Genomic DNA, 23890 nt, shown 5'->3' with positions numbered 1-23890 from the left:
CGCCGCGGCCAGCGGCCGGCCGGATCAGCCCGCCACCATCAGCTGGCGCACGTGACCGCTCAACCCGTCGAAGACCGACCGCGCACCCGACCAGCTGCGGGACCGGTCCGGCGGCTCGACCACGTCGTCGCCGCCCGCACCGGGCGCGGCCAGGTCACCCAACGCGTCCAGCTGGAACAACGGCAGGTACTCGGCGATCCCGTCGTAGGTCTCGCACAGCCGGTCCAGCTGCTCCAGGTCCGCCGGTTGCGGGTCGCGGGTGTGGCGCTCGTACCACTGCTCGACGCCGTACCGGAACGCCTCGATCAGCCGGCGCAGCACCATCGACGTCCCCAACGCCCGCTGCACGTCCCGCGAGCGCAGCCGGGACCGCAGCGGCGCCCCGCCCTCCTCGGCCGGCCGCCCGGCCCCGGGCCGGGGCGGCGTGAACGCGTCGTGCAGGTGCCGGTCGAAGCCGCTGAGCTGGTCGAGCGCCTGTATGGCGTCGACGAAGACGCGGGCCACCCGGCCCGGCAGCGGCGACGCGACGGCCGGTGCCGGCCCCCGCCCGGCCGCCGGGCTGCCGTCGAGTCGCGGGCCGTTGAGGTCCTGGTGCAGCTCGCCCCGCATCTCGTCGAGCTGGTACGACAACCGTTCGATCGACCGCTGCGTGTTGGTCTGCTGGCGCTGGATGCGCTCGACCCGCTGCCGCACCGAGGTCAACGCGTCCGCGCCGACGACCTGCTCCAGCCGGCGCATCGACGCCTTGACGCTGCCCGACAGGTCCTCGGCGAACGTCTGCGGGTCGTAGACGATCGGCTCCACACTGAACGTCGTGGCGAGGTCCGCGGCGAAGTCCGCCGGCAGGTGCCCGACGACGACCAGGATCACCTCGCTGTCCGGCACCGCCGCCCGGATCGCCACCACCCGGCGGTTGAGCTCGTCGACCTCCTCGGACTTGAGCACCGACTCGGACAGCAGCACGCAGCAGCCGGCGTCGTGCTCGTCCAGTGGCACCCAGAAGTCGACCGGCAGGTCCCGCATCGACCCGATCAGATGATCCCGCTGGTACGACCAGCCGTCCTGGGTGAGCACCCGCCGCACGTCCGCGCCCACGTCCTGCCGGCTGGCCAGGTCGAACTGGACCCGGACCGCCTCCCGCACCAGGACGTGGGTGACCGGCGTGCCGGCCGCCACCGCCCGCTGGTAGAGGTGGTAGCAGAGCCGGATCACCCGGCGCGGCACCCCGTCGGTCAGGTTCGTCAGGTATTCGGTGGTCTCCTCGGTGAACGGCGCCAGCCGGGCCTGACCGGACGCCCGCAACTGGCTCCGCCGGATGAAGTCCCGCACGTCCGCCACGCTCAGCGCCGACATCCGCACGATCGGCGCGATCCGCTGCCGCACGTCAGGGCTGAGCAGGTGAAGCAGGTCGGGCAGCCCGGCGATCACCAGGAAGGCCCCGGCCGAGGCGAAGACCCCGATCATCCGCGCGAACCGGGCCATCGTCTCGTCCCCGGGCCGGCCCGCCGCGGACAGGATCTTGTCAAGCTCGTCGAGCACCAGGACGAAGCGTTCGTGCCGGCGCCCGTGCAGCAGGGCGAGCACGCCCATCGTCTCCACCGCGCCGGCCTCCACGTCCGCCCGGGCGGTGACACCGGCGGCCGTCAGCGCCGGCCCGGGCGGATAGCCCATCAACCAGTCCCAGGCCATCGCCTCCGTGCCGGGATCGAGCAGCATCGCGAGGACGGTGCCGTACGACGGGTCGGGTGTGACCTCGGCCAGCTCCTCGCGTAACCGCCCGGCGAGCAGCCGGACCGCCTCCGCCGGGTCACCGCCACCGGGCGCCGCCTCCGCCGGGTCACCGTCGCGGCCGGCCGGCGGCACGGGCCCCGCCGCCCCCCACTGCGCGACGAGGGCGCGTACCGCCTCGCGGGACAGCCGGCCGAGGAACCGCCGATTCAGCGACAGGAACGTGTCGGCCGGCGCGTCGAGGTAGATCGCCTTCCCGGCCGGCCCGACGGCCCGGCGAGCGTGGGCCAGCAACTCGACCGCGAGATGGGTCTTCCCGGTGCCGTAGTCGCCTACCACGGCGACGGTCCCACCGTCGCCCGTACGCAGGTAGTTGTCCAGGTGGGCGAGCGCGTCGCGGATGGCCACCGTGACCACCGTGGTGGTGTCCGTGCCGTCCTCACTCACGCGGGCGACGGCCGTCGCGGAGAACGGGTTGACCGGACCGACCGCCGGTGGTCCGAGTGCGTCCATCTTCCTGATCCTTCGGTAGCTCCGGTCTGGGCACCAGGCGTTCCCGTACCGAGGCCGGCTCCGCCCGTACGCCGGCTCCGGGCCGTCTTCAAATCGTAGCGGTCCGTAGCCAACCCGGCGGACCCTCGCCAGCCACCAGCTCGGGCTCACCTGCGAAAAGAGCCGATCGGTCAGGTGCGCCCAACCCCATCGCGATCGACTACGTCCAATACCATAAGGCTCATGGTCGCAACCTGGTGGCCGCGACGCCGATGCCGGCGCCCCGGGGTGGTCCGCGCGTGCCGCCACGGGCCGGTCGAGGCGAGAGCCGTTCGATGACGGATCCCGTCGCCGGCTTCTCCCGGCCGGCCGCCCGATGGCTGCGGGTGGTGTTCGGAGTCATCGGCCTGGTCTCCCTGGTGTTGGGCTACCTCGGCTTCGAGCGCCTCCACCAGGACCAGCCGGACGCCATCCACGACCTGTACGACGTGCTCTACTACGACATCCAGCTGTTCGTCCTCGGCGCCGAGCCCTTCCAGGAACCGGGCCCCTACCCGTGGCAGCTGCAGGTGGCCCGGTTCACCGCCCCGCTGTTCACCCTGCTCGCCGTGTTCGAGGCCAGCCGGCTGCTGCTGGCCGCCGAGATCCGCCGCCTGCGCGCCCGGCGTGCCCGCGGCCACGCCCTGGTCTGCGGCGACTCCCAGTTCGCCCACATGCTCGCCGACCGGCTCTTCGCCGACGGGGAACGCGTGGTCGTGGTCCGCTCCGAACCGTTCGGGCCGCTGGAGTACCGCCGGCGCCGCTACCTCGGCGTCATCGGCGACCCGACCAGCGCCGAGGTGCTGCGCGGCGCCGGCCTGCCCCGGGCCCGGACCATCTACGCCTGCACCGGCAACGACGACCGCAACCACGCCATCGCCAACACCGCCAGCCGACTGATCCAGGACCGACGGCAGCCACCCCGGGTCTACGTGCAGGTCCACGACCCCGAGATGTGCCTGTCCCTGCAGGCCCGGCGGCTCGGTGCGGCCGGATCCAGCCGACTCCGGCTGGACTACTTCCACGTCGACGACATCGCCGCCCGCGCGCTGCACCGGCACCACCCGCTGCGTCCCGCACCCGGCCGGCCGGCGAAGGTCCTCATCGCCGGCAACGGGACCTTCCGCAGGGCCCTGCTGGTGGAGACCGCCCGACACTGGCGAGCGTGCCGCGCCGACCCGCGTACCGGCGTGCCCGTGCCGCCCCTGCAGGTGGACCTGGTGGCCCCCGACGCGGCCACCGAACTCGCCCTGGCGACCTCCCGTTACCCGTTCCTGAGCACCGTCTGCCAGCTGACCGCGTACGACCGGGACCTCGACGGCCTCACCGAGCTGCCGCAACTGTCCACCGGCGGCTACGACCGCATCTACCTGTGTGCGCCGGACGAGCGCACGGGGCTGCAGTTCGTGCTGGACACACCGGCGCTCTGGCGGGGAGCGGAGAGCTCCGTCTTCGTACCGGTCTACCGGCAGGCGGCGCTCGCCGCCGCCTTCCACGGCGACTCCCGCCACGACCTGCTCGACGAGGTGCACGGCAAGCTGCGCCTCTATCCGGTGCTGACCCACGCCTGCGAGGCCCCGCTGATCGCCGAGGATCTCACGGAACGGCTCGCCCAGCAGATCCACGACCGTTACCTGCACGCCCAGCGGCGGGCCGGGGTACGCCCCGGCGACGCGCCCGCGATGGTCAACTGGCCGCAGCTGCCCGAGTCGCTGCGGCGGGCCAACCGCGCCCACGTCCAGGACATCGCCGCCAAACTGCTGAACCTCGGCTGCGTCGTGGCACCCCGGCACGGCAGCACCGGTGACGCCTCGGCCGCCGGGCAGGCCATCGACGACCGGATCGACGAGCTGGCCCGGCTCGAGCACGAGCGCTGGTGCCGGGAACGGCAGGCGGAGGGCTGGACGTACGGCGCGCCGCGCGACGACACCCGGCGGCGGCATCCCGCACTGCGTCCCTGGGACGAGCTGACCCCCGAGGTCCAGGAGCAGAACCGTGAGGAGATCCGGGCGTTGCCCGACGTGCTGTCCGACAGCGGCTTCGAACTGATCCGGCTGAGCGCCGCCGTGCCGGCGCAGCGGGGAGGATCGACCGATGCCGCCTGACCCCGCAGCGCTGCGCGTCGGTATCACCGGGCACATCAACCTGACGCCCGCCACCGAGCGGCTCGTCGCCGAGGCGCTCCGCGTCGAGCTGCACCGCATCAGCGACCGGCCGGTGCACGGCGTCACCTGCCTGGCTGCCGGCGCCGACCAGATCTTCGCCCGCGCGGTCCTGGCCGCCGGCGGCACGTACGAGGTGATCCTGCCGGCCCGCGACTACCGGTCCGCGGCGATCGGACCGGACCACCGGGCCGCCTTCGACGAACTGCTGGAGAACGCGACCGAGGTCGTCCACACCGGCCACGACCGCTCCAGCACCGCCGCCTACGTGGCTGCCAACCGGGAACTGCTCCGGCGGGTGCAGCGACTCGTGGCGGTGTGGGACGGGGAACCGGGCTGCCACGCCGCGTCGACCGACCGTACCGTCGAGTGGGCGCGGCAGCGGGGCATCCCGACCACGGTGCTGTGGCCCACCGGCGCCCAGCGAACGCCCAGCGTTGACTGACCGCCGGTCGGGGGCCGGTCGGCGCCACCCCTGCTGGACGCCGGCCCGGTCCACCCTCCGGGTTGCTCGTCAGTTCGCCGGATCGTCCAAGAAGGCGAGGGCGGTGGTGGCGAAGAGCGGCGAGCTGAAGATGCTGTAATGGGTCAGGCCGGGCAGGATCGCGAGCGCGTGACCGCCCTTCGGCCGGCCCTCGTTCATCCAGCCACCGTCGCGCAGACCTCCGTCGAGCAGCTTGAAGACCTCGACGTAGTGGCTGGGCGGCGCCATGTCGGCGTCGGCGGCGACGATCATCGTCGGCACCTGCAGACCACGCATCTCCTCGGTGAGGTCGAAGTCCTGCGCCATGAGCGCACCGATCTTGTCCAGCAGCCGCGGGAAGTCCTCGGGGCGCGGCGCCACCCGCTGGTAGAGCTGGTACATCGGCGTGTCCTTCATGAACTCGGCGGCGGCCGCGCCCACCTGACCCTGCTGTGCGCGCATCTCCGCGTAGATCGCGTCGGACCGGATGTGCGCCGAGGCCGCGACGACCCGCCCGATCCTGGTGGGGTGGCTGACCGCCGCGCGCAGCGCCACCCCGCCGCCGAGCGAGTAGCCCACCAGATGCGGCCGGTCCAACGCGAGGTGGTCGATGAGCGCCGTGACGTCGTCGGCCATGAACTGCAGGTCGAGCGGTCGGTCGATGTCGGCGGTGCGGCCGTGCCCCTGCAGGTCCACGGCGATGACCTGGTGGCGCGCGGCCAGCGCGGGCAGCACCGGCCCGAACATCTCGCCCGAGCCGAGTCCGCCGTGCAGCAGGATCAGCGGCTGCCCGCTCCCGTGCGTCTCGTAGTAGAGGTTGATGCCGTTGACCTCGGCATACCGGCCGGCGCCTTCGACGTCGGTGGTCCAATCGGTGGCCGTCACGGTGGTGCTCCTTCCGTCCATGTCTGTCCGATGTGCGCTGCTGACGTGCCGAATCCGCGGTCGCCGGAGACGACCCACCGTGCAAACTACGTCGTCCGGCCGTGGGCGTCTGCCCGTTCGCGAGCGTGTCGGGCAAGGCCGCCGCGGCCGGCCGCCGACCCGGGCGTCCGCCGATCCGGCCGGCCGCCGGCCCGCCGGTGGTGGCACGGCGGAACCCGCCGGCCGGGCGTCAGGCGCCGCTGACCCTGGGCGGCTGACGCTCGGTCAGCCGGAACCCGACCCCGCGTACGGCGTCGATGGTGACGCCGGTCCCGAGGTCGGCGAGCTTGCGCCGCAGCCGCTTGACCAGGGACTGCACGTCCGCCTTGCGGTCCAGTCGCTCGTCCCGCCAGACCGACCGGTGCAGTTCGGCGTAGCTCCAGACCCGGACCGGCTCGCTGGTCAGGCAGCTCAGCAGGTCGTGCTCGAGCCGGGTGAGATCGACCTGCCGGTCGCCGCAGCGGGCGGTGGAGCGGGTCGAATCGATCTGCAGGGTGTCGTCGGCGACCGCGGGTGCGGCGACGGCAGCCCGCGCGGGCGGCGCCACCGAGGACTGCTGCGGGACCGCGATCAGCTTGCGCAGCTCATCGAGGTCGGCCACCAGCAGCAGCGGCGCGACACCGTCGAGGAGTTCCGCGAGCCGGATCCGTTCGGCCGGGGACGGTGTCACCGCGATCAACAGTGGAAACAGGTGCTCCGCCGGAGCGGCACCACCGCCCGGCACAGTGCTCTCGTCGCTCTCGGCCACAGCCCCCACCCCGAAACGACGGGCAATTTCCGCCCAACTTCGTCTTGGCCGTGACGATAATTGTCAAGGCTGCCAGCAACCAGGCAAACCGTTAGTGACAAGTTGCTCACGTCGCGTGCTTGATCGTCCTTTTGCCTCGATCATAGTGTCCAACCGGGCAGCCGGCGTGACCCGCACGGCGGCCCCGGGGTACGGGGGTCTGCTCGTTCCGGCGCGTTCCTCACTGGAGAGGATCTCCTGCACCCTTCGCATTGGCTCGATCAACCGCGGGTCGTACCGGAGGAGGCAGCAGCGATGCTGAAACGTCCACACCCGAGGCGCATAGCCAGATCCCTGGTGAGCGCAGGCGCGGCCCTGGCCCTCGCCACGACAGCCCTGGTCGCGGTCAGCACGGGCGCACAGGCCGCAACGGGGACCGGAGCTGGGTCCCCGTCGGACAAGATCCGCCCGGATCTCGCGAAGCAGTTGGAGGGCAAGAGCGAGGGCGACTTCTGGATCCACTTCAAGGACAAGGCGGACCTGAGCAAGGCCAGCCAGATCAAGGACTGGGCCGAGCGGGGCACCGCGGTCGCCGAGGCGCTGCAGAAGACCGCCGCCGACAGCCAGGCCAAGATCCGGGCTGAGCTCAACAGCTCGGGCGTGAAGTACGAGACGTTCTGGGCGACCAACGCCATCAAGGTCACCGGCGGCTCGTCGACGATGGCCCAGAACTTCGCCGCCCACGCCGAGGTCGACGGCCTGTACGCCCCGATCGAGTACAAGGTGCCCGAGGTCACCGAGGGCACCAACGAGAAGACGGTGAACGCCCTCGAGTGGGGCATCGCGAACATCAAGGCCGACAGGGTCTGGTCCCAGTACGGCGTCAAGGGCGCCGGCATCACGGTGGCGAACATCGACACCGGGGTCCAGTTCGACCACCCGGCGCTGGTGAACACCTACCGCGGCAACAACGGCGACGGCACGTTCAACCACAACTACAACTGGTACAACGCCGCCGGGAACTGCGCCGCCGCCCCCTGTGACAACAACGGCCACGGCACCCACACCATGGGCACGATGGCCGGCTCCGACGGGGCCAACCAGATCGGCGTCGCCCCCGAGGTCAAGTGGATCGCGGCGAACGGCTGCTGCCCCAGCGACGCCGCGCTGATCAACTCCGGCCAGTGGATGCTCCAGCCCCGGGACCTCAACGGTCAGAACCCGGACGCGAGCAAGCGGCCGAACATCATCAACAACTCGTGGGGTACCACGCTGCCCTCCAACGACCCGTTCATGGAGGACGTGACCGACGCGTGGACCGCCTCGGGCATCTTCGGGGCCTGGTCCAACGGCAACAACGGTCCGGGCTGCCAGACCAGCGGCTCCCCGGGCAGCCGGATCAACAACTACTCCGCCGGCGCGTACGACATCAACAACAACATCGCCAGCTTCTCCTCGCGTGGCGCCGGGCAGAGCGGCACGATCAAGCCGAACATCTCGGCGCCGGGGGTGAACGTCCGGTCGAGCGTGCCGGGCAACAGCTACGCCAGCTTCAACGGCACCTCGATGGCCGCCCCGCACCTCGCGGGCGCGGTCGCGCTGCTGTGGTCGGCGGCGCCGGCGCTGGTCGGTGACGTCACCGCGACCCGCGCGTTGCTGAACACCACGGCCATCGACAAGGCCGACAGCCAGTGCGGCGGCACCGCGGCGAACAACAACGTCTACGGCGAGGGTCGGCTCGACACCCTCGCGCTGCTCGACGCCGCCCCGATCGGTGACACCGGCACCCTGACCGGCACGGTCACCGACGCGGGCACCGGCACCCCGATCGCGGGTGCTGCCGTGGCCCTGACCGGCCCGGCCAGCCGCCAGCTGACCACTGGCAGCGACGGCAAGTACTCGTCCCTCCTGCCGGCCGGTGACTACCAGGTCGCGGTGTCGGCATTCGGCTACGAGACCAAGACGGTGTCGGCCACGATCACCAAGGACACGACCACGACGACCAACATCGCCCTGGCGGCGATGCCGAACGTCACGGTCAGCGGTACGGTCACCGACGGCTCCGGCCACGGCTGGCCGCTCTACGCGAAGGTGAGCGTCGAGGGCCCGTCCGGGGTGTCCGACTACACCACGCCCACCAACGGCCAGTACAGCTTCAAGCTCCCGGCCGGGGCGACCTACAGCATCAAGGTCGAGCCGCAGTACCCGGGCTACCAGACGGTGACCAAGGACGTCGTCGTCGGCTCGAGCAACGTCACCCACGACGTCGCCGTGCCAGTGGCCGCCAACTCCTGCACCAGCGCGCCCGGATACCGCAACGGCTCCGACGGGGTGTACGAGACCTTCGACGGCACCACCGCGCCGTCCGGCTGGTCCCTGGTGGACAACCAGGGCAACGGCCAGGTCTGGCAGTTCAACGACCCCGGCAACCGCGGCAACCTGACCGGCGGCACCGGCAACCACGCGGTCCTCGACAGTGACAAGTACGGCAGCGGCAACCGGCAGGACGCCGCGCTCGTCAGCCCGGTCGTCGACCTCACCGACGTCGCCGCTCCGGTGATCCGGTTCAACCAGGACTTCCGGCAGCTGGGCACCAACAAGGCGGATGTCGACCTCAGCCTCGACGGCGGCACCACCTGGACCAACGTGCTCCGGCAGTCGACCAGCGCCCGTGGGCCCCTGGTGACCGAGGTCAAGATTCCGCAGGCTGCCGGCAACGCGCAGACCCGGGTCCGGTTCCGCTACTACGACGCCTCCTGGGCGTGGTGGTGGCAGGTCGACAACGTGCTGATCGGCAGCCGGGTCGTCTGCCAGCCGATCGACGGCGGCCTGGTGCTCGGCCACGTGCAGGACAAGAACGACAACAGCTACCTCAACGGCGCCACCGTCACCAGCGACGACCGGCCGGCGGAGAAGGCCACCACCGCGGCCACGCCGGACGACACCAAGCTGGCCGACGGCTTCTTCTGGATGTTCTCGTCGCTGACCGGCTCGCACAAGTTCACCGCGAAGGCCGGCAAGTACGTCAGCCAGACCAAGCAGGTCGACGTGCACGCCCACCGGGTGAACGACGCGACCTTCCAGCTCGGGGCTGGCCGGCTGTCGATCGAGCCGGCCGAGGTCACCGGCACGGCCCAGATGCCCACCGGCAAGGTCAACAAGACCTTCACGGTGACCAACACCGGCGCCGCGCCCGTTGACGTCGAGTTCAGTGAGCGGGACGGCGACTTCGTGCTCCTGGGAGCCGACGGATCCAAGATGAGCAAGCAGGAGGTGCTCGCCGCCAGCGGCGCACCCGAGCAGCGGCTCAACGTCCCGACGTCGTTCGCCGCGCAGGCCTCCGGCAAGGCGGCCACGGCGAGTGCCACCGCGGACGGCCCGTCCGCCGCGCCGTGGACGAACATCGCCAACTACCCGGCGAACGTGATGGACAACCGGGTGGTGAACCTTGACGGCAAGGTCTACTCGATCGCCGGCGGCAACGGGACGGCCTCCAGCGCGAAGAACTACGTGTACGACCCGATCGCGCAGAACTGGGCGCCGATCGCCGACCTTCCCGGCGCGCGTAACGCCGTGACGGCTGGTGTCGTGGACGGGAAGATCATCGTGACCGGCGGCTGGGCGGCGGCCGGGCCCGACGGCACCACCTGGTCGTACGACCCGGCGGCCAACACCTGGACGAAGAAGGCCAACAACCCCGCGCCGCGCGCCGCGGCAGGGCAGGCGGTCGTCGACGGCAAGCTGTACGCCATCGGCGGTTGCACGACCGCGTCCTGTACGCCGATGTCCAACTCGGCCGTCCGGTACGACCCGGGCAGCGACAGCTGGGAGACGCTGCCCAACTACCCGAAGTCGGTGGCGTTCGCCTCCTGCGGCGGGATCGACGGCATCGTCTACTGCACCGGTGGCAACGACGGATCCGTGGCGCAGAAGGCCAGCTACGCCTTCGACGCGGCCGCCAACGACTGGACCGCCATTCCTGACGCGCCGGTCGACAGCTGGGCCAGCTCGTTCGCCGTCGCGAACGGCAAGCTCCTGGTCGTCGGCGGTGTGCAGGGCGGCGTCATCACCAACGCCGGCTTCGCCTACGACCCGGCCGGCAACTCGTGGTCCGACCTGCCGAACGCCAACACCGCGCGGTACCGCGGTGGCGCGGCGTGCGGCTTCTACAAGGTCGGCGGTTCGTCGGGCAGCTTCAACGCCGCGGCGGAGAGCGAGGCACTGCCCGGGTTCGAGGAGTGCGCCGAGCGTCCGGCGGACGTCAGCTGGATGACGATCGACAAGACGGCGGTCACGCTGGCGCCGGGTCAGAAGGTCACGGTCACCGTCGGGATGACGGCGAACGTCGACCAGCCCGGTAGCTACACCGCCTCGGTCGGGATCAAGCAGAACACGCCGTACACGGTGCAGCCGGTGCCGGTGACGATGAACGTGACGCCGCCGGGCACCTGGGGCAAGCTGATGGGCACGGTCACCGGGACCAGCTGCCAGGGCGCCAGCTCCCCGCTGGCCGGGGTGACCGTCCAGGTCGACGGGAAGGCCGCGTCGTGGACCTTCACCACCGATGCCCAGGGCAAGTACGCCTACTGGCTGGACCGCAAGCACAACCCGCTGAAGATGGTCGTTGCCAAGGACGGCTGGAAGCCCCAGACCCGTCAGACGACGATCAACAGCACCCCGCGGGTGGAGGACTTCGCACTGTCCCCGACCCGTTGCTGACAACTGAACGGTGACTGACCCGGCCCGCCTGGTTGCGACCAGGCGGGCCGGATCAGGTCTGGAGGTTGCCAGCCGTGACGCCCTCAGGGGCACGCGACGGTCAGGCCAGGGCGAGGCGGAAGCCGACCCCGCGGACCGCGTGGATCGCGGCCCTCGCGCCCAGCCGGGCGAGCTTGCGCCGTACCCGCCGCACCACAGAGTGCATGTCGGACCCGCGGCCGAGGTGCTTGTTGCCCCAGACCTCCAGGTGGAGCCGCTCGTAGGTCCACACCTGCTCGGGCGTGCCGACCAGGCACAGCAGGAGATCGTGCTCCAACGGGGTCAGCTCGATCTCGCGGTCCAGCCAGCGCAGCACCCGCCGGTCGGAGTCGACGCACAGATCGGGCGGTGGTGGCGTGCCGAAGTCTCCCACGGCCTCGGTCATCGCGGCCTGGCCGGGCGGCGGCGCTGTCGCCGCCGCGGCGCGAGGCGCCCCGGCCGTGAGAAACGCCCGCGCCTGATCGACGCTGGAGACGATCAGGAAGGCATCGGTCCCGCCGAGCAATTGGGCGAGCCGGCTGCGTTCGGCCGGTGAGGACGCGATGCCGATTACCAAGGACGCGGTCGGGAACCCCCTCATCCTCCGCCCCTTCCGATTCCACCCGATCCAGGATCATTCCTCCGTGACGCCAAGCAATTGGCCGTATGGCCCCGGTCGTGGCGAACCTGTGAGAAATAGCTGCAGATGGTCAGGGAGCAGCCGATCCGGTCGGAACCGGACCGCGAATGGGCTCTCCATCTCTATCGATTGTTCGAATCTGCGTTATTTGGTCGAGTCGCCGGGTGAGGTGGTTTGTGAGGCATTTCTTCCGGCGACCTGCGGCTGCTTCCTGATTGATATAGTATTGTACGTCAATGTAACGAGCAAGTATCAGTTCGCCCGTTACCGTCCGGTAGGAAATACCAGGTCGTGCCCCACGTTGCGCACCAGTCGTATCGGGTACGCGGGGCGAATGGCCGAACTGCTCGAGGACGGCGACATCTACTTCTTCTACCGGCCCCGGGTCGAGGAGGAGCACGTCGACTCCCTGGCGGAGGTCCAGCGCCTGCTGGTGGTGCTGCACCCGTGGCACGGGCGGCACCTGCGCCTGCTGATCGTCGGGCGGAAGCGCCTGCCCGACATCGACGTGCACGACCGCTTCTGGGCGTTCGTCGACGAGGTGGTGGACCGACCCCAGCAGCTGCACGAGGCCCTGCGGGCGCGCAGCTACCGCACGCGGACCCGCGACAGCCGGCAGCAGCCGCCGGCCCGGCCCGCCGCCGAGGGGGCGTACGTGATCGCGCGGCACGACGACCACACCCATCTCGCGTACGAACTCGAGCTGCCGCCGCGTCTCGGCGAGGCGCAGCACGAACTCAGCATCGAGTCGGAGGCGAGCTACATCGTCACGGTGAAGAACCCGCAGGCACCCTCCCCACCCGGCGTCGGCCTCCGCGGATCCCGGAAGGTCCGGCTACCAGCCGCGCTGCAGGCTGCGTTCCACGGTCGCCGCTTCGCCCCGCTCGACCCACCCGCGTTCCTCGATCACCCCGGCACCGAGATCGTCCTCATCGGCGCGGCCCACGACGCCTCCGAGGAGCTGCGGATCGACCTGGACACGGAGGTAGAGCGAGCGGAGCGGAGCACCGTCTTCGGCGACCTGCGGATCGGGCGCCGGGAACGCCCGGTCGCCCCGCTCTTCACCGGCGAGTGGGCCTGACGTTGACGCCGGGCTCCAGTTGCCGGCGGGGCGCGGTCACCGCTCCGGTCCCACCTCCACCAGCACCGCGCCCGGCTGCGGCAGCTCCAGCTCCACCAGCGTGCCCCCGTCCCGGTCGACGGCGTCCACCGGCTCGGCGGGCAGGATGTCGGCCGTGCGCAGCGCCGCCCACTGCTCCTCGTCGGGCCACTCGCCGACCCCGAGCCGGGCGGCGACGGTGGTGACGTCCCCGTGCTCGCGGTCGAGCCGGGTGATCCGCACCGGCCGCCCGGCCACGCCGTCGAGGGTCAGCACGACCCGCCGCGCCAGCGCCGGGTCGCCGTCCCGCTTCGACTGGTCCAGCGTGGACGCCCACACCAGCACCGCGAGGGAGCCGTCGTCGCGCCGGCTGGCCCAGGTCTGCACCAGCCCGTCGGCACCGTCGCCGCTGGCCCGCACCGGCAGCTCCGTGTCGCCGAGGCGGGAGAGCAGCCACAGCGCGTGGTAGCGGGGCTTCGCGATGCCCCCGACGGTGATCAGCCCGAACCCTCCGTGCAGCAGCCGCGGCGGACGGCCGAGCTCCTCGAAGTGGTCGCTGGCCACCCAGTACGACAGGGCATCCACCCGGCCCGCCGCCGAGCGCATCCCGGTGAGCAGGAACGTTGCGGCGAAGGTGCCGTCGTTGACCGGATGGAAGTGGGTGGGGGTGACGCCCCACTCGGTCCACAGGATGCGCGCGTCCGGGCGGCCGAACCGCCGCAGTGTGGGGCGCAGGTCCAGCGGCGGGCTGCCGTACGTGTGGGTGGAGACGAAGTCGACCGGCGCGCCGCTGACGGCGGCGTGCTCGAGCAGGGCGTCCACCCAGCCGGCGGCGGCCGACGAGGGACCGCCCACCGGGATACGCGGGTCGACGTCCTTGACCGCCTGGGCGGTGACGTCGTACAGCCGCATCCATTCCGCGCGGGTGCCGGACCAGAACACCTCCAGGTTGGCCTCGTTCCACACCTCGAAGTCCCAGCCCAGCACCTCGTCGCCGTACCGGTCGAGCAGGTGGCGCACCAGCGCGCGGACCAGGTCGCCCCACCGCTCCCAGTCCTTGGGCGGGGAGATGATGCCGCGGTACTCGAAGACCGTCCGCTCGGGGTCGCGGGCCAGGTCGCGCGGCATGAAGCCGATCTCCACCACCGGCCGCAGCCCGGTGGAGAGCAGCAGGTCGTACGTCTCGTCGACCCGGCTGAAGTCGTGCACCGGTTCCCCGTCGACCTCGCGGTAGACGCCGAGGTCGTCGTGCAGGATCGAGTGCGCCCGTACCGTCGCCACGCCGATCTCGTCGCGGACCCGGCGCAGCGCCGCGAGCAGTTCCGTGCCGATCTCCCGGCCGCCGGAGCGGTCCCGGCAGAGCAGCTGGGACAGCCGCTCGCTGCCGATCATCGGCTGCCACGGGCGGTGCAGCGGTACGCCCGCGGCGGCCGCGTCCACCCGAAGGTGCACCGTCGGTGGCTCGCCGGCCGCGGGGAGCGCGGTGGCGGTGACCGGCGCGGAGAGCGGACCGGTGACCGTCACCTCCGGCACGGCGGCGACCGCGTAGGCGTAGGCGCGCCCCGGGTCGCCGGTGGTGTCCACGTACCACGGATCGGGCACGGCGAGCACGTCACCGCCCAGGTGGTCCACGGGCGCGAACCCGGAACCGCCCGCGGCCGGCGCGCGGTGGACCAGGTAGCCGACCGCGCCGTCGACCGGCGACCAGGACAGCCGCACGTGGCCGACCCCGGGTTCGGCGCGCAGGCCGGCGGGCGGTGGAAGGTCCGGCACCCCGGGGCGCCTGCTCTCGTCGCTACGCCGGGAGATGCGAGTTTCCCAGTCGGAGCGGGCGTCGTTCCCAGGGGACGTGCCGGTTGCGCGGGTCAACGAGGTTACCTCCGGATGTCTCTGCGGATCCGTGTCGCGACTGTAACCGGTTACCTGATCCGTTCGCCGGACCAGGACCGGGTGGGGGAGTGCGTGGGCCCGATCCTGCGGCGCAGGCCGGTGGCCTGCGCCGCAGGATGGCCGGGATCAGCCGTTCCTGGCGCCGGGCAGGGAGAACCGCTCCATCCGCATCAGCGGGGCGAGGCGCTGCTTCATGGCGCCCTCGCTGAACGGCTGGCGGAGCATGTCGTGCGCGAGCGCGTTGCCCAGCGCCGCCATGACCATGCCCTGGTCCAGCGCCAGGTAGCGCTTCGACACCTGCCCACTGGTCACGTTGACGGCGTCGTAGAAGCCGCCCGGGCCGTACGCGTCGAAGTCCCGCCGCAGGTTGGTCAGGTTCCGCAGCGCCTCGTCGGGCGCGTAGCGCAGCGCGAGGAACGACGCGTGCGGGGTCACCACGCCCTGCCCGTACGCCGTCGGCGGCGGCTGCGCCGGCCGGCACTCGCCGTATCCGTCGTCGACGGTGGTGCGCTCCTGGTCGGAGGTGTAGCCGGCGGCGTCCATGCCGATCGGGTCCACGCCGTACTCCCGGTACCCGCCGGCCGGGTTGTTCGACGGCGAGAAGCCCCAGTAGCCGTAGCCGGCCTCGCGTAGCCCGTGCTCGATCTGCGCCCGGACGTACGTCGGGTGGTTGATCGCCCAGCTGTCCCTGCCCCACTGCTCCTCGGGCACGAACAGCGGCACCATCAGCGCCTCGAACATCGAGCCGCCCCAGGTGGGCACCAGTTGCATCCCCCGGTAGCGGTAGGCGCCCTCGAACACCCGCACCCCGAGGTAGGTGCGCCACTCGCCGACCGCCCGCTGCTCCGACCACGACCAGTCGCAGCCCTCGGCCGGGAAGGTGCGGAACATGCCGAAGTAGTGCTCGGGCGGGATCTGGCCGGCGGCGATGCCCAGGTAGCTCGCGATGCGCGGCTCGGTGTTGAACGCGCCGTAGTGGTGGCAGGTGTACCAGACGTCGGGGCCGCCGCGGTAGTTGCCGGGCACCGAGCAGCCCGGCGGTGACTCCACCCAGAACCCGCCGCGGATCTGCCGCTCGGCCGGGTTGTAGTAGTAGCCGAAGTCCATCCGGCGCAGCAGCGCGTCGGCCGGCGCCGCCAGCTCGGGCACCTGGTCCTTGACGATCGTCAGCGCGGTGGCGAGCCAGCCGTTGTCGACGCTGGACAGGAACGGGTGCACGGTGCTGCCGTCGGCCGGCCAGGTGGTGAGCTTCGCCCCGGTCGACGGGTCGTACCAGTTGTAGTACATGCCCGACGGCTCGTGGATCTCCAGCTTCGCGAGCGCGGCCAGGGTCTGGGCGATGCGGGCCCGGGCCTCGCCGGCCTGGATCAGCCGGGTGTCCCGGGCGACGACCGTGCTCCACAGGTAGGCGCCGATGTTGGTCGGCGAGGTGTACGCCGACCGGTCGCCCGGGTCGAGGTCGCCGCCGATGTTGTCGGCGACCAGCCCGGTGGCCGGATCGACCATCGCGGCGAACGAGCGCCAGGTGTCGGCGACGTACTGCTGCAGCACGCCGTTGCGGGCCGCGGTGGAGGACGGGGCGGGGGAGGGGGCGGCCGTGGCCGCCGGGGCGGCGGCGACGACCAGTCCGACGGACATGATCACCCCCGCGGCGACGGTGAGACGGGATCTGGATCGCACGAGAAGACTCCTCACTTGAGGCCGGTCATGGCGATGCCTTGCACGAAGTAGCGCTGCAGCAGGACGAAGATGAGCAGGATCGGCAGGACGGTCACCACCGCACCCGCCATCAGCAGGCCGTAGCGGGCGTTGTTCTCCCCGATGGCGTACAGCGCCAGGGCCACGGGGAGGGTGTACTTGTCCTCGGACTGGGCGACGACCAGCGGCCAGAGGAAGTTGTTCCAGGTGGCCAGGAACTGCAGGATCCCGAGCGTGGCCAAGGCCGGCCCGCACAGCGGCAGGATGACCCGGACGAAGATCCGGAACTCCCCGGCACCGTCCACCCGCGCCGCCTGGATCAGGTCGTCGGGCAGGCCCAGGATGAACTGCCGCATCAGGAACACCCCGAGCGGCTGGGCCAGCCACGGCAGGATGAGCCCGGCATAGCTGTTCACCATGCCGAGCTGGCTGACCAGCATGAACAGCGGAACGAAGGTGACCATGCCCGGCACCATCAGCATCCCGAGCACGAGCGCGAAGACCACCCGCCGGCCGGGAAACCGCAGCTTCGCCAGGGCGTAGCCGAGCATCGAGCAGAAGACGAGATTGCCCGCGGTGATGGCGACGGCCACCAGGGTGCTGTTGAAGAAGAACTGCGGGAAGTCCAACTGCGTGAACAGGTGGCGGTAGTTCTCCAGCGTGGGGGACTCGGGCAGCCAGGTGGGCGGCACCCGGCGGACCTCGGCGTTGGTCTTGAACGAGCCGAGCAGCATCCACACGAACGGACCGACCAGGAGTACGAGCCCACCGGCGAGGACGGCGTACACCCACAGGTGGCCCCGGGCCTCCGGCGCGCCGCCCGCGGCCCGGCGCCGTCGGCCGGTACGGGGCGGGGCCGGGGTGTGCACGGATGTGGTCATGATGGCTCCCTCACGTCTTCGAGCGGAGCAGCCGGAACTGCACCAGGGTGAGGACGAGAATGGCGACGAACAGGACATAGCTGATGGCCGCGGCGTAGCTGTAGTTGCCGAAGCCGAACTGGTTGTAGATGTAGAAGGCCACGGACAGCGTCCGGTCCAGCGGCCCGCCCTGCGTCATCACGAACGGCTCCTCGAAGAACTGCAGGTAGCCGATGCCGGTGATGACGCCGCCGAAGAGCAGCGTGGGCCGCATCAGCGGCAGGGTGACGTGGCGGAACCGCGACCACGCGCCGCTGCCGTCCATGGCCGCCGCCTCGTACAGCTCCCGAGGGATCGCCTGCAGCCCGGCCAGGAAGATCACCATCAGGTACCCGAGGTTCCGCCAGGCCGCCATCAGGATGAGCGCGGGCATCGCCGTCGTCGGGTCGGTCAGCCAGCTCGGGCCGTCGATGCCGACGTAACCCAGCAGCGTGTTGACCAGGCCGCTGTCCGGCTCGAGCACGAAGCGCCAGACGACGGCGATGGCCACGATGCTCGTCACCACGGGCAGGTAGTAGCCGACCCGGAAGAACGTCCGGAACCTGGTGATCCCGGCGTCCAGGCCGACCGCGGCCGCGAGCCCGAGGATCATCGTCAGCGGGATCCCGACCAGCACGAAGTACGCCGTGTTGAGGGCGGCCTGCCGGAAGGTGTCGTCACCGAACAGCTTGACGTAGTTGTCCAGGCCGACCGGGTTGACCCCGAGGGGGTCGCGCAGATCGGCGCTGCGCAGGTCGGTGAAGCTCATGGCGAGCGAGGCCAGCACCGGGCCCGCCATGAACACCGCGAACACGAGCAGGAACGGAAGGGCGAAGCCCCAACCTGCGACGCCCTCCCGGCGCCTGCCCATGGCCCCCCGCCGGCCGCCCGTGCGCGCGGGTCGCTGCGCGGTGGCGGAAGCCATCGTCAGCTCCCGGTGCCGATCGAGGACGCCTTGGCCTGCATCTCCTTCGTGGCGGTGGCGGGGTCGGCGACGCCCCGGACCACCCGCTCGATGCCGTCGTCGATGACGTCGGCGACCTGCTCCCAGGTGGCGATCGCCGGCGCCGACTTGGCGTCCTTGAGCTGCTCGCCGAACGCCTTCAGGAGCGGGTCGTCGGCCAGCTTGCCGGACTGCCAGCTCTCCTGCACCGCCGGGAGGCTGCCGACCAGGTCGTACAGCTTCTGCTGGGCCGCCGGGGTGCTGAGGAACTGGACGAACTTCCAGGCCGTGTCGCGGTTCTTGGAATCCTTGTAGACCACGAGGTCGGAGCCGCCGATGAAGGAGGTGGCGGCCTTCTCACGCGGCATCTGCGCGACGTCCCACTTGCCCTCGAGCGCCGCGCCGCCGTCCTCGCGCAGGATGCCCATGTGCCACGGGCCCGACACGAAGGCACCGACCTCACCCTTGATGAAGCCGGGCCCCACGGACTCGGGGGCGAGCTGCGTCGGCGCCAGTCCCTGCTTGAAGAACGAGGCGTAGTACTCCAGCGCCTTCTGCATCTCCGGGGTGTCGAGGGTGAACTTGCCGTCCCGCATGATGTCGGCGCCGGCCTGCCAGGCGAAGGGCATGAACGTCTGCCACGAGCCGGTCCCGCCCGGCTGCAGGTAGATGCCCCACTTGGCGCCGCCCTTGTCCTTCATCCCCTTGGCGAAGTCGGTGAGCCCCTGCCAGCTGGTCGGCTTCTGCACCCCCGCCTTCGCGGCCAGGTCACTGCGGTGGAAGATCAGCCGGGTCTCGACGTACCACGGGACGCCGTAGGAGGTGCCGCCGACGACGGTGGTGTTCCACGCGCCCTCGAAGAACTTGCTCTGGTCGAACAGGCCGGTGGGGGTGGGGTCGAAGGCGCCGGTCTTGGCGAACTCGCCCATCCAGGTCGTACCCATCATGCTGACGTCCGGCGTCTGCCGGCCCGCGATGGCGGTGGCGATCTTGTCGTGCGCCGCGTCGAACGGGAACGACGTGACGTTGACCTTGGCCTCCGGGTTCTCCTTGGTGAAGTCGGCGGCGAGGGCGCTCAGCTTCTCGCCCTCGGCGCCCATGGCCCAGACCGTGATCTCGCCCTTGGCCTTGCCGGCCGCGATCTCCTTGCCGGCCGGCTGGTCGCCGGAGCCCGAGCCGCCCTCGTCCCGGCCGCAGCCGGTCACGGTCAGCGCGAGGGCGGCCACCAGGGCTGTCGCATACCTCCAGTGCTTCTTCATGGCCCTTCCTTCCTAGGGGGTGGTCGTCGACGCCGCTTGGTTCGTGCCGCTGTGGCGCGATCTGGGGGTGTGGCGCCGACCGGTGGGTGTGGGTTCGGGGCTTCTCGGGCAGCCGCAGCTGCCCCGGACGACGAGTTCGGTGGCATGCAGCAGGCCAGTTTGCTCGGCGCTCCCGGCGGCGACCTGCAGCAGCAGCCGCGCGGTCTGCGCGGCCAACTCGCGCACCGGTTGCCGGACGGTGGTCAGCGGCGGGGTGACCAGCGCGGCCATCGGGATGTCGTCGAAGCCGGTGATCACGAGGTCCTCCGGCACCCGTAGGCCGCGCCCCGTCACGCCGACGAGCACTCCCAACGCGCTCTCGTCGTTGGCGCAGACCACGCCCTGCGGCCGGATCGCCCGCCGCAGCACCTGCTCGGCGGCGTGGACGCCGTCGGGCTGCTGCAGGCCGACCCGGATCGGGGCCCGCGGCGGCGGCAGTTCCAGGTCGTGGTGCGCCTGGCGGAATCCCGCCCAGCGCTCGGTCACGTCAGGGGAGCCGTTGGGGTCGCCGACGAACTCCAGCCGGCGCAACCCGTGGTCGGCCAGCAGGTGCCGGGTCAGTGCGGCCGCCGCGGCGGCGTTGTCCACCCGCACGGCCGGCACCCCGGCGGGCCCGTCGCCGGCCAGGACGACGACCGGGAGCATGGCGGCCAGCTCCTCGATGGTGTCGGGGGAGACCGTGCCGCCGAGCACGGCCAGTCCGTCGACTCGCTGGGCCATCTCGATGACCTCGGCGTCGGAGTCGGCGCGCAGGTGGGTGCAGAGGATGTGGACGCTGGTCCGGGTCTTCACCGCCTCCGACTCGAAGCCCTGGATCAGCTCCGAGAAGTACGGCCCGGACAGCCCCGGGAAGACCAGGCCGACCGCGCCGTGCCGGCGCGCCGCCAGGGCGCGGCCGAGGTGGTGCGGCCGGTAGCCGTGCTCCTCGATGGCCCGCAGCACCCGCCGCCGGGTCTCCTCGGACACCTGCCCGGTGCCGTTGGAGACCCGGGACACCGTCGCGACCGACACCCCGGCCAGGCGAGCGATCTCCCGGACGGTCAGCCGACTGCTGCTCATTCCACCTCCGACCCGTTTCGACCCCGGTCACTGAAACCGGTTACAGCAGCACCATAGGCAGGTGTGCCGTGGTCCACAACCACCCGGCCCGAAATTCCGACGTCGCGAACGCGTTCCTGGTCGTCGGGCACGACGACCAGCCGCTGACGTCGATGGAGTTCGAGGCCGGCAGCGGCGCCGTCGGCCGTCTCGAGGTCCGGGTCGGGTACGCGCGGCTGCTGGACCCGGGGCGGGGGCGCGGGCCGGCGGTCCGGGCAGTGTCGTCGGATCGAGGTCTTGACGTGTCCGCAGGTTTGACATTTGATAAAACCCGCTTACGTAGGAGGTTTCATGTCAGGTCGTAACCGGCTCGTCGCGGCTGTCGCCGCAGCGGCCCTCGCTCTCACCGTCGCCGGCTGTGGTGGTTCGGAGAAGACCGATTCCCCCGATGCCGCCTCCGTCACCTACCTGACCTCCTTCGGGACGTTCGGTCGGGACTCGTACGCCTACGTCGCCTTGGAGAAGGGCTACTTCGAGGAGGCCGGACTCAAGGTCACCATCAAGCCCGGCACCGGCACCGTGGACGTGATGAAGCTGATCGGGTCGGGGCAGGCCGACTACGGCACCGGCGACCTGTCCGGGTTCATCACCACCATGGCCAACGACGAGTTCCCGGTCCGCGCGGTCGCCGCCATCCACCAGAAGTCGATGGCCGGGATCGCCTCGCTGGGCAAGGCGATCGACTCGCCGGAGAAGCTGCCCGGCGCCAGCATCGCGGACAGCTCCGGCTCCACCAACATGATCATTTTCCCGGCGTACGCCAAGGCGGCCGGCATCGACCCGAGCTCGGTGAAGTTCGTCCCGTCCTCGCCGCAGGCCCTGCCGCAGTTGCTCGCCGCCGGTTCGGTCGACGCGATCGGCCAGTTCGCCGCCGGCAAGCCGTTGCTGGAGAAGGCAGCCGGCGGCAAGACCGTCACCATGCTGCCCTACGCGGACAAGCTGCCCGACCTGTACGGCAACGGCCTGCTGGTCTCCGAGTCGAAGCTGTCGAGCAACCGCGAAGAGGTCGAGAAGTTCACCGCCGCGCTGCTCAAGGGCCTGCTCTACGCGGTGGAGCACCCCGAGGAAGCCGCCCAGTTGCTCAAGAAGCACGACCGGACGGCCGACGAGAAGGTGGCCGCCGCCGAACTCACCGAGATGCGCCCGTACGTCCTGGGCGACGGCGGGACCGCCGGGACGCTGGACCGGGCGCGGGTCGAGCGCATGATCACGATGCTCGCCGAAACGGGCACCCTCAAGTCCACGCCGGCCGCCGACGACCTCGGCGTCTACGACATCACAAAGCCGTAACTTCCTCTTCGACGGCGGTGCCGGCGGCCAGTGGTCGCGCGGCACCGCGAGGGGCGACACCATGATCGGAATTCGTAACGTTTCGCAGATCTACCGCACCCGGGCCGGTGACGTGGAGGCCCTGCGCGATCTGTCGCTGGAGGTCGCCGACGGCGAGTTCGTGGCGATCGTCGGGCGGTCCGGCTGCGGGAAGTCCAGCCTGCTGCGGTTGGTGGCGGGTCTCCAGGACGCCACCTCGGGCGAGATAACCGTCGCCGGCACCCCGGTCCAGGGGCCACGGCGCGACATCGGCTTCATGTTCCAGCGCCCGGCGCTGCTGCCCTGGCGATCGGTCATCGACAACGTGCTGCTGCCGACCGAGGTGTTCAAGCTGAACAAGGCCGCCGCCCGGACCCGCGCCCACGAACTCCTCGACCTGGTCGGGCTGAACGGCTTCGAGAAGCGCCTGCCGCACGAACTCTCCGGCGGCATGCAGCAGCGGGTCTCGCTGTGCCGGGCGCTCATCCAGCAGCCCCGGGTGCTGCTGATGGACGAGCCGTTCTCCGCGCTCGACGCGCTCACCCGCGCCGATCTCACGGTCGAACTCCAGCGCCTCCACATGAAAGAGGCCTCCACAGTGCTCTTCGTGACGCACTCGGTCGACGAGGCCGTGCTGCTCGCCGACCGGGTGGTCGTGCTCAGCCCGCGCCCCGGCCGGTTGCGCGAGATCGTGAAGATCGACATCGCCCGTCCGCGTTCGCTCGGGCACGACGGCCACTCGGCCGAACTCGGCGAGCTGCGCGCTCAACTGCACGACCTGCTGATGACCCCCGAGGAGGTGGCACGGTGACAGTCATCGAGCCGCGCCGTACCCGGCCGGCCAAGCCGCGGACGGACAGTCGCCTGAGCCGGTACGCCCTGCCAGTCCTCGGCCTGGTCGCCGCCACCGCCCTGTGGTGGGCGATCAGCGCCGTCTTCGAGGTGGAGAGCTTCCTGCTGCCGTCGCCGACGCAGGTGGCGCAGGCCATGGTCGAGCAGTCCGACTACCTGTGGGACAACAGCCTGGTCACCCTGTGGGAGACGCTGCTGGGCTTCCTGCTGGCCATCGCGGTCGGGGTGCCACTGGCGCTGACCGTCACCGCGTCCCGGGTGCTGGAGCGGACCGTCTACCCGCTGCTGCTGATGCTCAACGCCGTCCCGAAGGTCGCCGTCGCTCCGCTGCTGGTCGTGTGGCTGGGCTTCGGCCAGTTCCCCAAGGTCTTCCTGGTCTTCCTGGTCTGCTTCTTCCCGATCGTCATCTCCACCGCCGCCGGCCTCAGTTCCACCCCGGCCGACCTGGTGGAGCTGGGCCGGTCGCTGAAGACCAACTGGTGGCAGACGTTCCGCATGATCCGGATGCCGGCCGCGGTCCCCCAGCTCTTCGTCGGTCTCAAGCTCGCCATCACCCTCGCCGTCATCGGCGCGGTGATCGCCGAGTTCGTCGGCGCCACCGAGGGGCTGGGCTATGCCATCGTCGCCTCCGGTTCCAGCGCCGACACCGCGCTGGCCTTCGCCGCGATGATCCTGCTCGGGGTGATGAGTGTCGTGCTGTTCTACCTGCTGGCGGCGATCGAGCGGCTCTGCGTCCCGTGGGCGGACCGGGCATGAGCGCGCCAGAGTTCCCGCCGGCCGTCCCGGTGCGGTGGCTCACCGACGCGGTCGCCGCGGTCTTCCAGGCCCTGGGCTTCTCCGCGGACGCGGCGGGCCTGGTCGCCGGCTCCCTGGTGGACGCCGACAGGCGTGGG

Annotated in this window: 17 protein-coding genes; 7 read left to right on the top strand and 10 right to left on the bottom strand. The window is 71.1% G+C overall.

The window, feature by feature from the left end:
- Window positions 1-24: 24 nt before the first annotated feature.
- Window positions 25-2241 carry an AAA family ATPase gene (locus tag ABZ570_RS22130; RefSeq protein ID WP_358066618.1) on the bottom strand — a complete coding sequence of 739 codons (2217 nt, stop codon included), beginning with the start codon at window positions 2239-2241 and terminating at the stop codon, window positions 25-27.
- A gap of 314 nt (window positions 2242-2555) precedes the next feature.
- On the opposite strand from ABZ570_RS22130, the gene ABZ570_RS22125 reads away from it, so the two are divergent.
- Both ABZ570_RS22125 and ABZ570_RS22120 read left to right on the top strand, forming a co-directional pair.
- On the top strand, window positions 2556-4364 hold the full coding sequence (locus ABZ570_RS22125; protein WP_358066615.1) for a RyR domain-containing protein: 1809 nt from the start codon (window positions 2556-2558) through the stop codon (window positions 4362-4364).
- Window positions 4354-4866 carry a hypothetical protein gene (locus ABZ570_RS22120; protein WP_358066612.1) on the top strand — a complete coding sequence of 171 codons (513 nt, stop codon included), beginning with the start codon at window positions 4354-4356 and terminating at the stop codon, window positions 4864-4866. Before ABZ570_RS22125 ends, ABZ570_RS22120 begins: the two co-directional genes overlap by 11 nt.
- Before the next feature lie 69 nt (window positions 4867-4935).
- On the opposite strand, the gene ABZ570_RS22115 is transcribed toward ABZ570_RS22120, so the two are convergent.
- The gene (locus ABZ570_RS22115; protein WP_358066609.1) at window positions 4936-5769 is read right to left on the bottom strand and encodes an alpha/beta fold hydrolase; all 834 of its coding nucleotides are present in this window, start codon (window positions 5767-5769) and stop codon (window positions 4936-4938) included.
- A gap of 229 nt (window positions 5770-5998) precedes the next feature.
- Window positions 5999-6556 carry a winged helix-turn-helix domain-containing protein gene (locus ABZ570_RS22110; protein ID WP_358066606.1) on the bottom strand — a complete coding sequence of 186 codons (558 nt, stop codon included), beginning with the start codon at window positions 6554-6556 and terminating at the stop codon, window positions 5999-6001.
- A 336-nt stretch (window positions 6557-6892) separates the two neighbouring features.
- On the opposite strand from ABZ570_RS22110, the gene ABZ570_RS22105 reads away from it, so the two are divergent.
- Window positions 6893-11254: a S8 family serine peptidase gene (locus ABZ570_RS22105; protein ID WP_358066603.1), complete on the top strand. Its 4362-nt coding sequence runs from the start codon at window positions 6893-6895 to the stop codon at window positions 11252-11254.
- Window positions 11255-11354: 100 nt separating this feature from the next.
- Here the strand turns inward: ABZ570_RS22105 and ABZ570_RS22100 are convergent, their stop codons facing one another.
- Entirely contained in the window at window positions 11355-11873 is a 519-nt protein-coding gene (locus ABZ570_RS22100) for a winged helix-turn-helix domain-containing protein (RefSeq protein WP_358066600.1), read from the bottom strand.
- Between the two features lie 373 nt (window positions 11874-12246).
- Here ABZ570_RS22100 and ABZ570_RS22095 point away from each other — a divergent pair, with 373 nt between their 5' ends.
- Window positions 12247-12993 (top strand): hypothetical protein, encoded by a 747-nt coding sequence (locus tag ABZ570_RS22095; protein WP_358066597.1) that lies wholly within the window; start codon window positions 12247-12249, stop codon window positions 12991-12993.
- A gap of 36 nt (window positions 12994-13029) precedes the next feature.
- On the opposite strand, the gene ABZ570_RS22090 is transcribed toward ABZ570_RS22095, so the two are convergent.
- From ABZ570_RS22090 to ABZ570_RS22065, 6 genes are all read right to left on the bottom strand, one after another.
- Window positions 13030-14784: a xylan 1,4-beta-xylosidase gene (locus ABZ570_RS22090; RefSeq protein ID WP_358066594.1), complete on the bottom strand. Its 1755-nt coding sequence runs from the start codon at window positions 14782-14784 to the stop codon at window positions 13030-13032.
- Window positions 14785-15027: 243 nt separating this feature from the next.
- Window positions 15028-16581, bottom strand: a complete 1554-nt coding sequence (locus ABZ570_RS22085) for a glucoamylase family protein (protein ID WP_358066591.1) — start codon at window positions 16579-16581, stop codon at window positions 15028-15030.
- A gap of 11 nt (window positions 16582-16592) precedes the next feature.
- Window positions 16593-17480, bottom strand: a complete 888-nt coding sequence (locus tag ABZ570_RS22080) for a carbohydrate ABC transporter permease (protein WP_358066588.1) — start codon at window positions 17478-17480, stop codon at window positions 16593-16595.
- Window positions 17481-17490: 10 nt separating this feature from the next.
- Window positions 17491-18423: a sugar ABC transporter permease gene (locus ABZ570_RS22075; protein WP_358066585.1), complete on the bottom strand. Its 933-nt coding sequence runs from the start codon at window positions 18421-18423 to the stop codon at window positions 17491-17493.
- 2 nt (window positions 18424-18425) lie between these two features.
- On the bottom strand, window positions 18426-19700 hold the full coding sequence (locus tag ABZ570_RS22070) for a sugar ABC transporter substrate-binding protein (protein WP_358066582.1): 1275 nt from the start codon (window positions 19698-19700) through the stop codon (window positions 18426-18428).
- A 12-nt stretch (window positions 19701-19712) separates the two neighbouring features.
- On the bottom strand, window positions 19713-20798 hold the full coding sequence (locus ABZ570_RS22065) for a LacI family DNA-binding transcriptional regulator (RefSeq protein WP_358066579.1): 1086 nt from the start codon (window positions 20796-20798) through the stop codon (window positions 19713-19715).
- 330 nt (window positions 20799-21128) lie between these two features.
- Here ABZ570_RS22065 and ABZ570_RS22060 point away from each other — a divergent pair, with 330 nt between their 5' ends.
- From ABZ570_RS22060 to ABZ570_RS22050, 3 genes are all read left to right on the top strand, one after another.
- Window positions 21129-22127 carry an ABC transporter substrate-binding protein gene (locus ABZ570_RS22060; RefSeq protein WP_358066576.1) on the top strand — a complete coding sequence of 333 codons (999 nt, stop codon included), beginning with the start codon at window positions 21129-21131 and terminating at the stop codon, window positions 22125-22127.
- A 61-nt stretch (window positions 22128-22188) separates the two neighbouring features.
- A complete protein-coding gene (locus ABZ570_RS22055) occupies window positions 22189-22956 on the top strand; it encodes an ABC transporter ATP-binding protein (protein ID WP_358066573.1) in 768 nt (255 codons plus the stop codon).
- Window positions 22953-23753, top strand: coding sequence for an ABC transporter permease (locus ABZ570_RS22050; protein WP_358066570.1), 801 nt, complete (start codon window positions 22953-22955; stop codon window positions 23751-23753). Before ABZ570_RS22055 ends, ABZ570_RS22050 begins: the two co-directional genes overlap by 4 nt.
- Window positions 23754-23890: the final 137 nt, after the last annotated feature.

Source organism: Micromonospora sp. NPDC007271 (assembly GCF_040634005.1).
GTDB lineage: Bacteria > Actinomycetota > Actinomycetes > Mycobacteriales > Micromonosporaceae > Micromonospora.
This window is presented reverse-complemented; position numbering and strand designations above follow the sequence as displayed.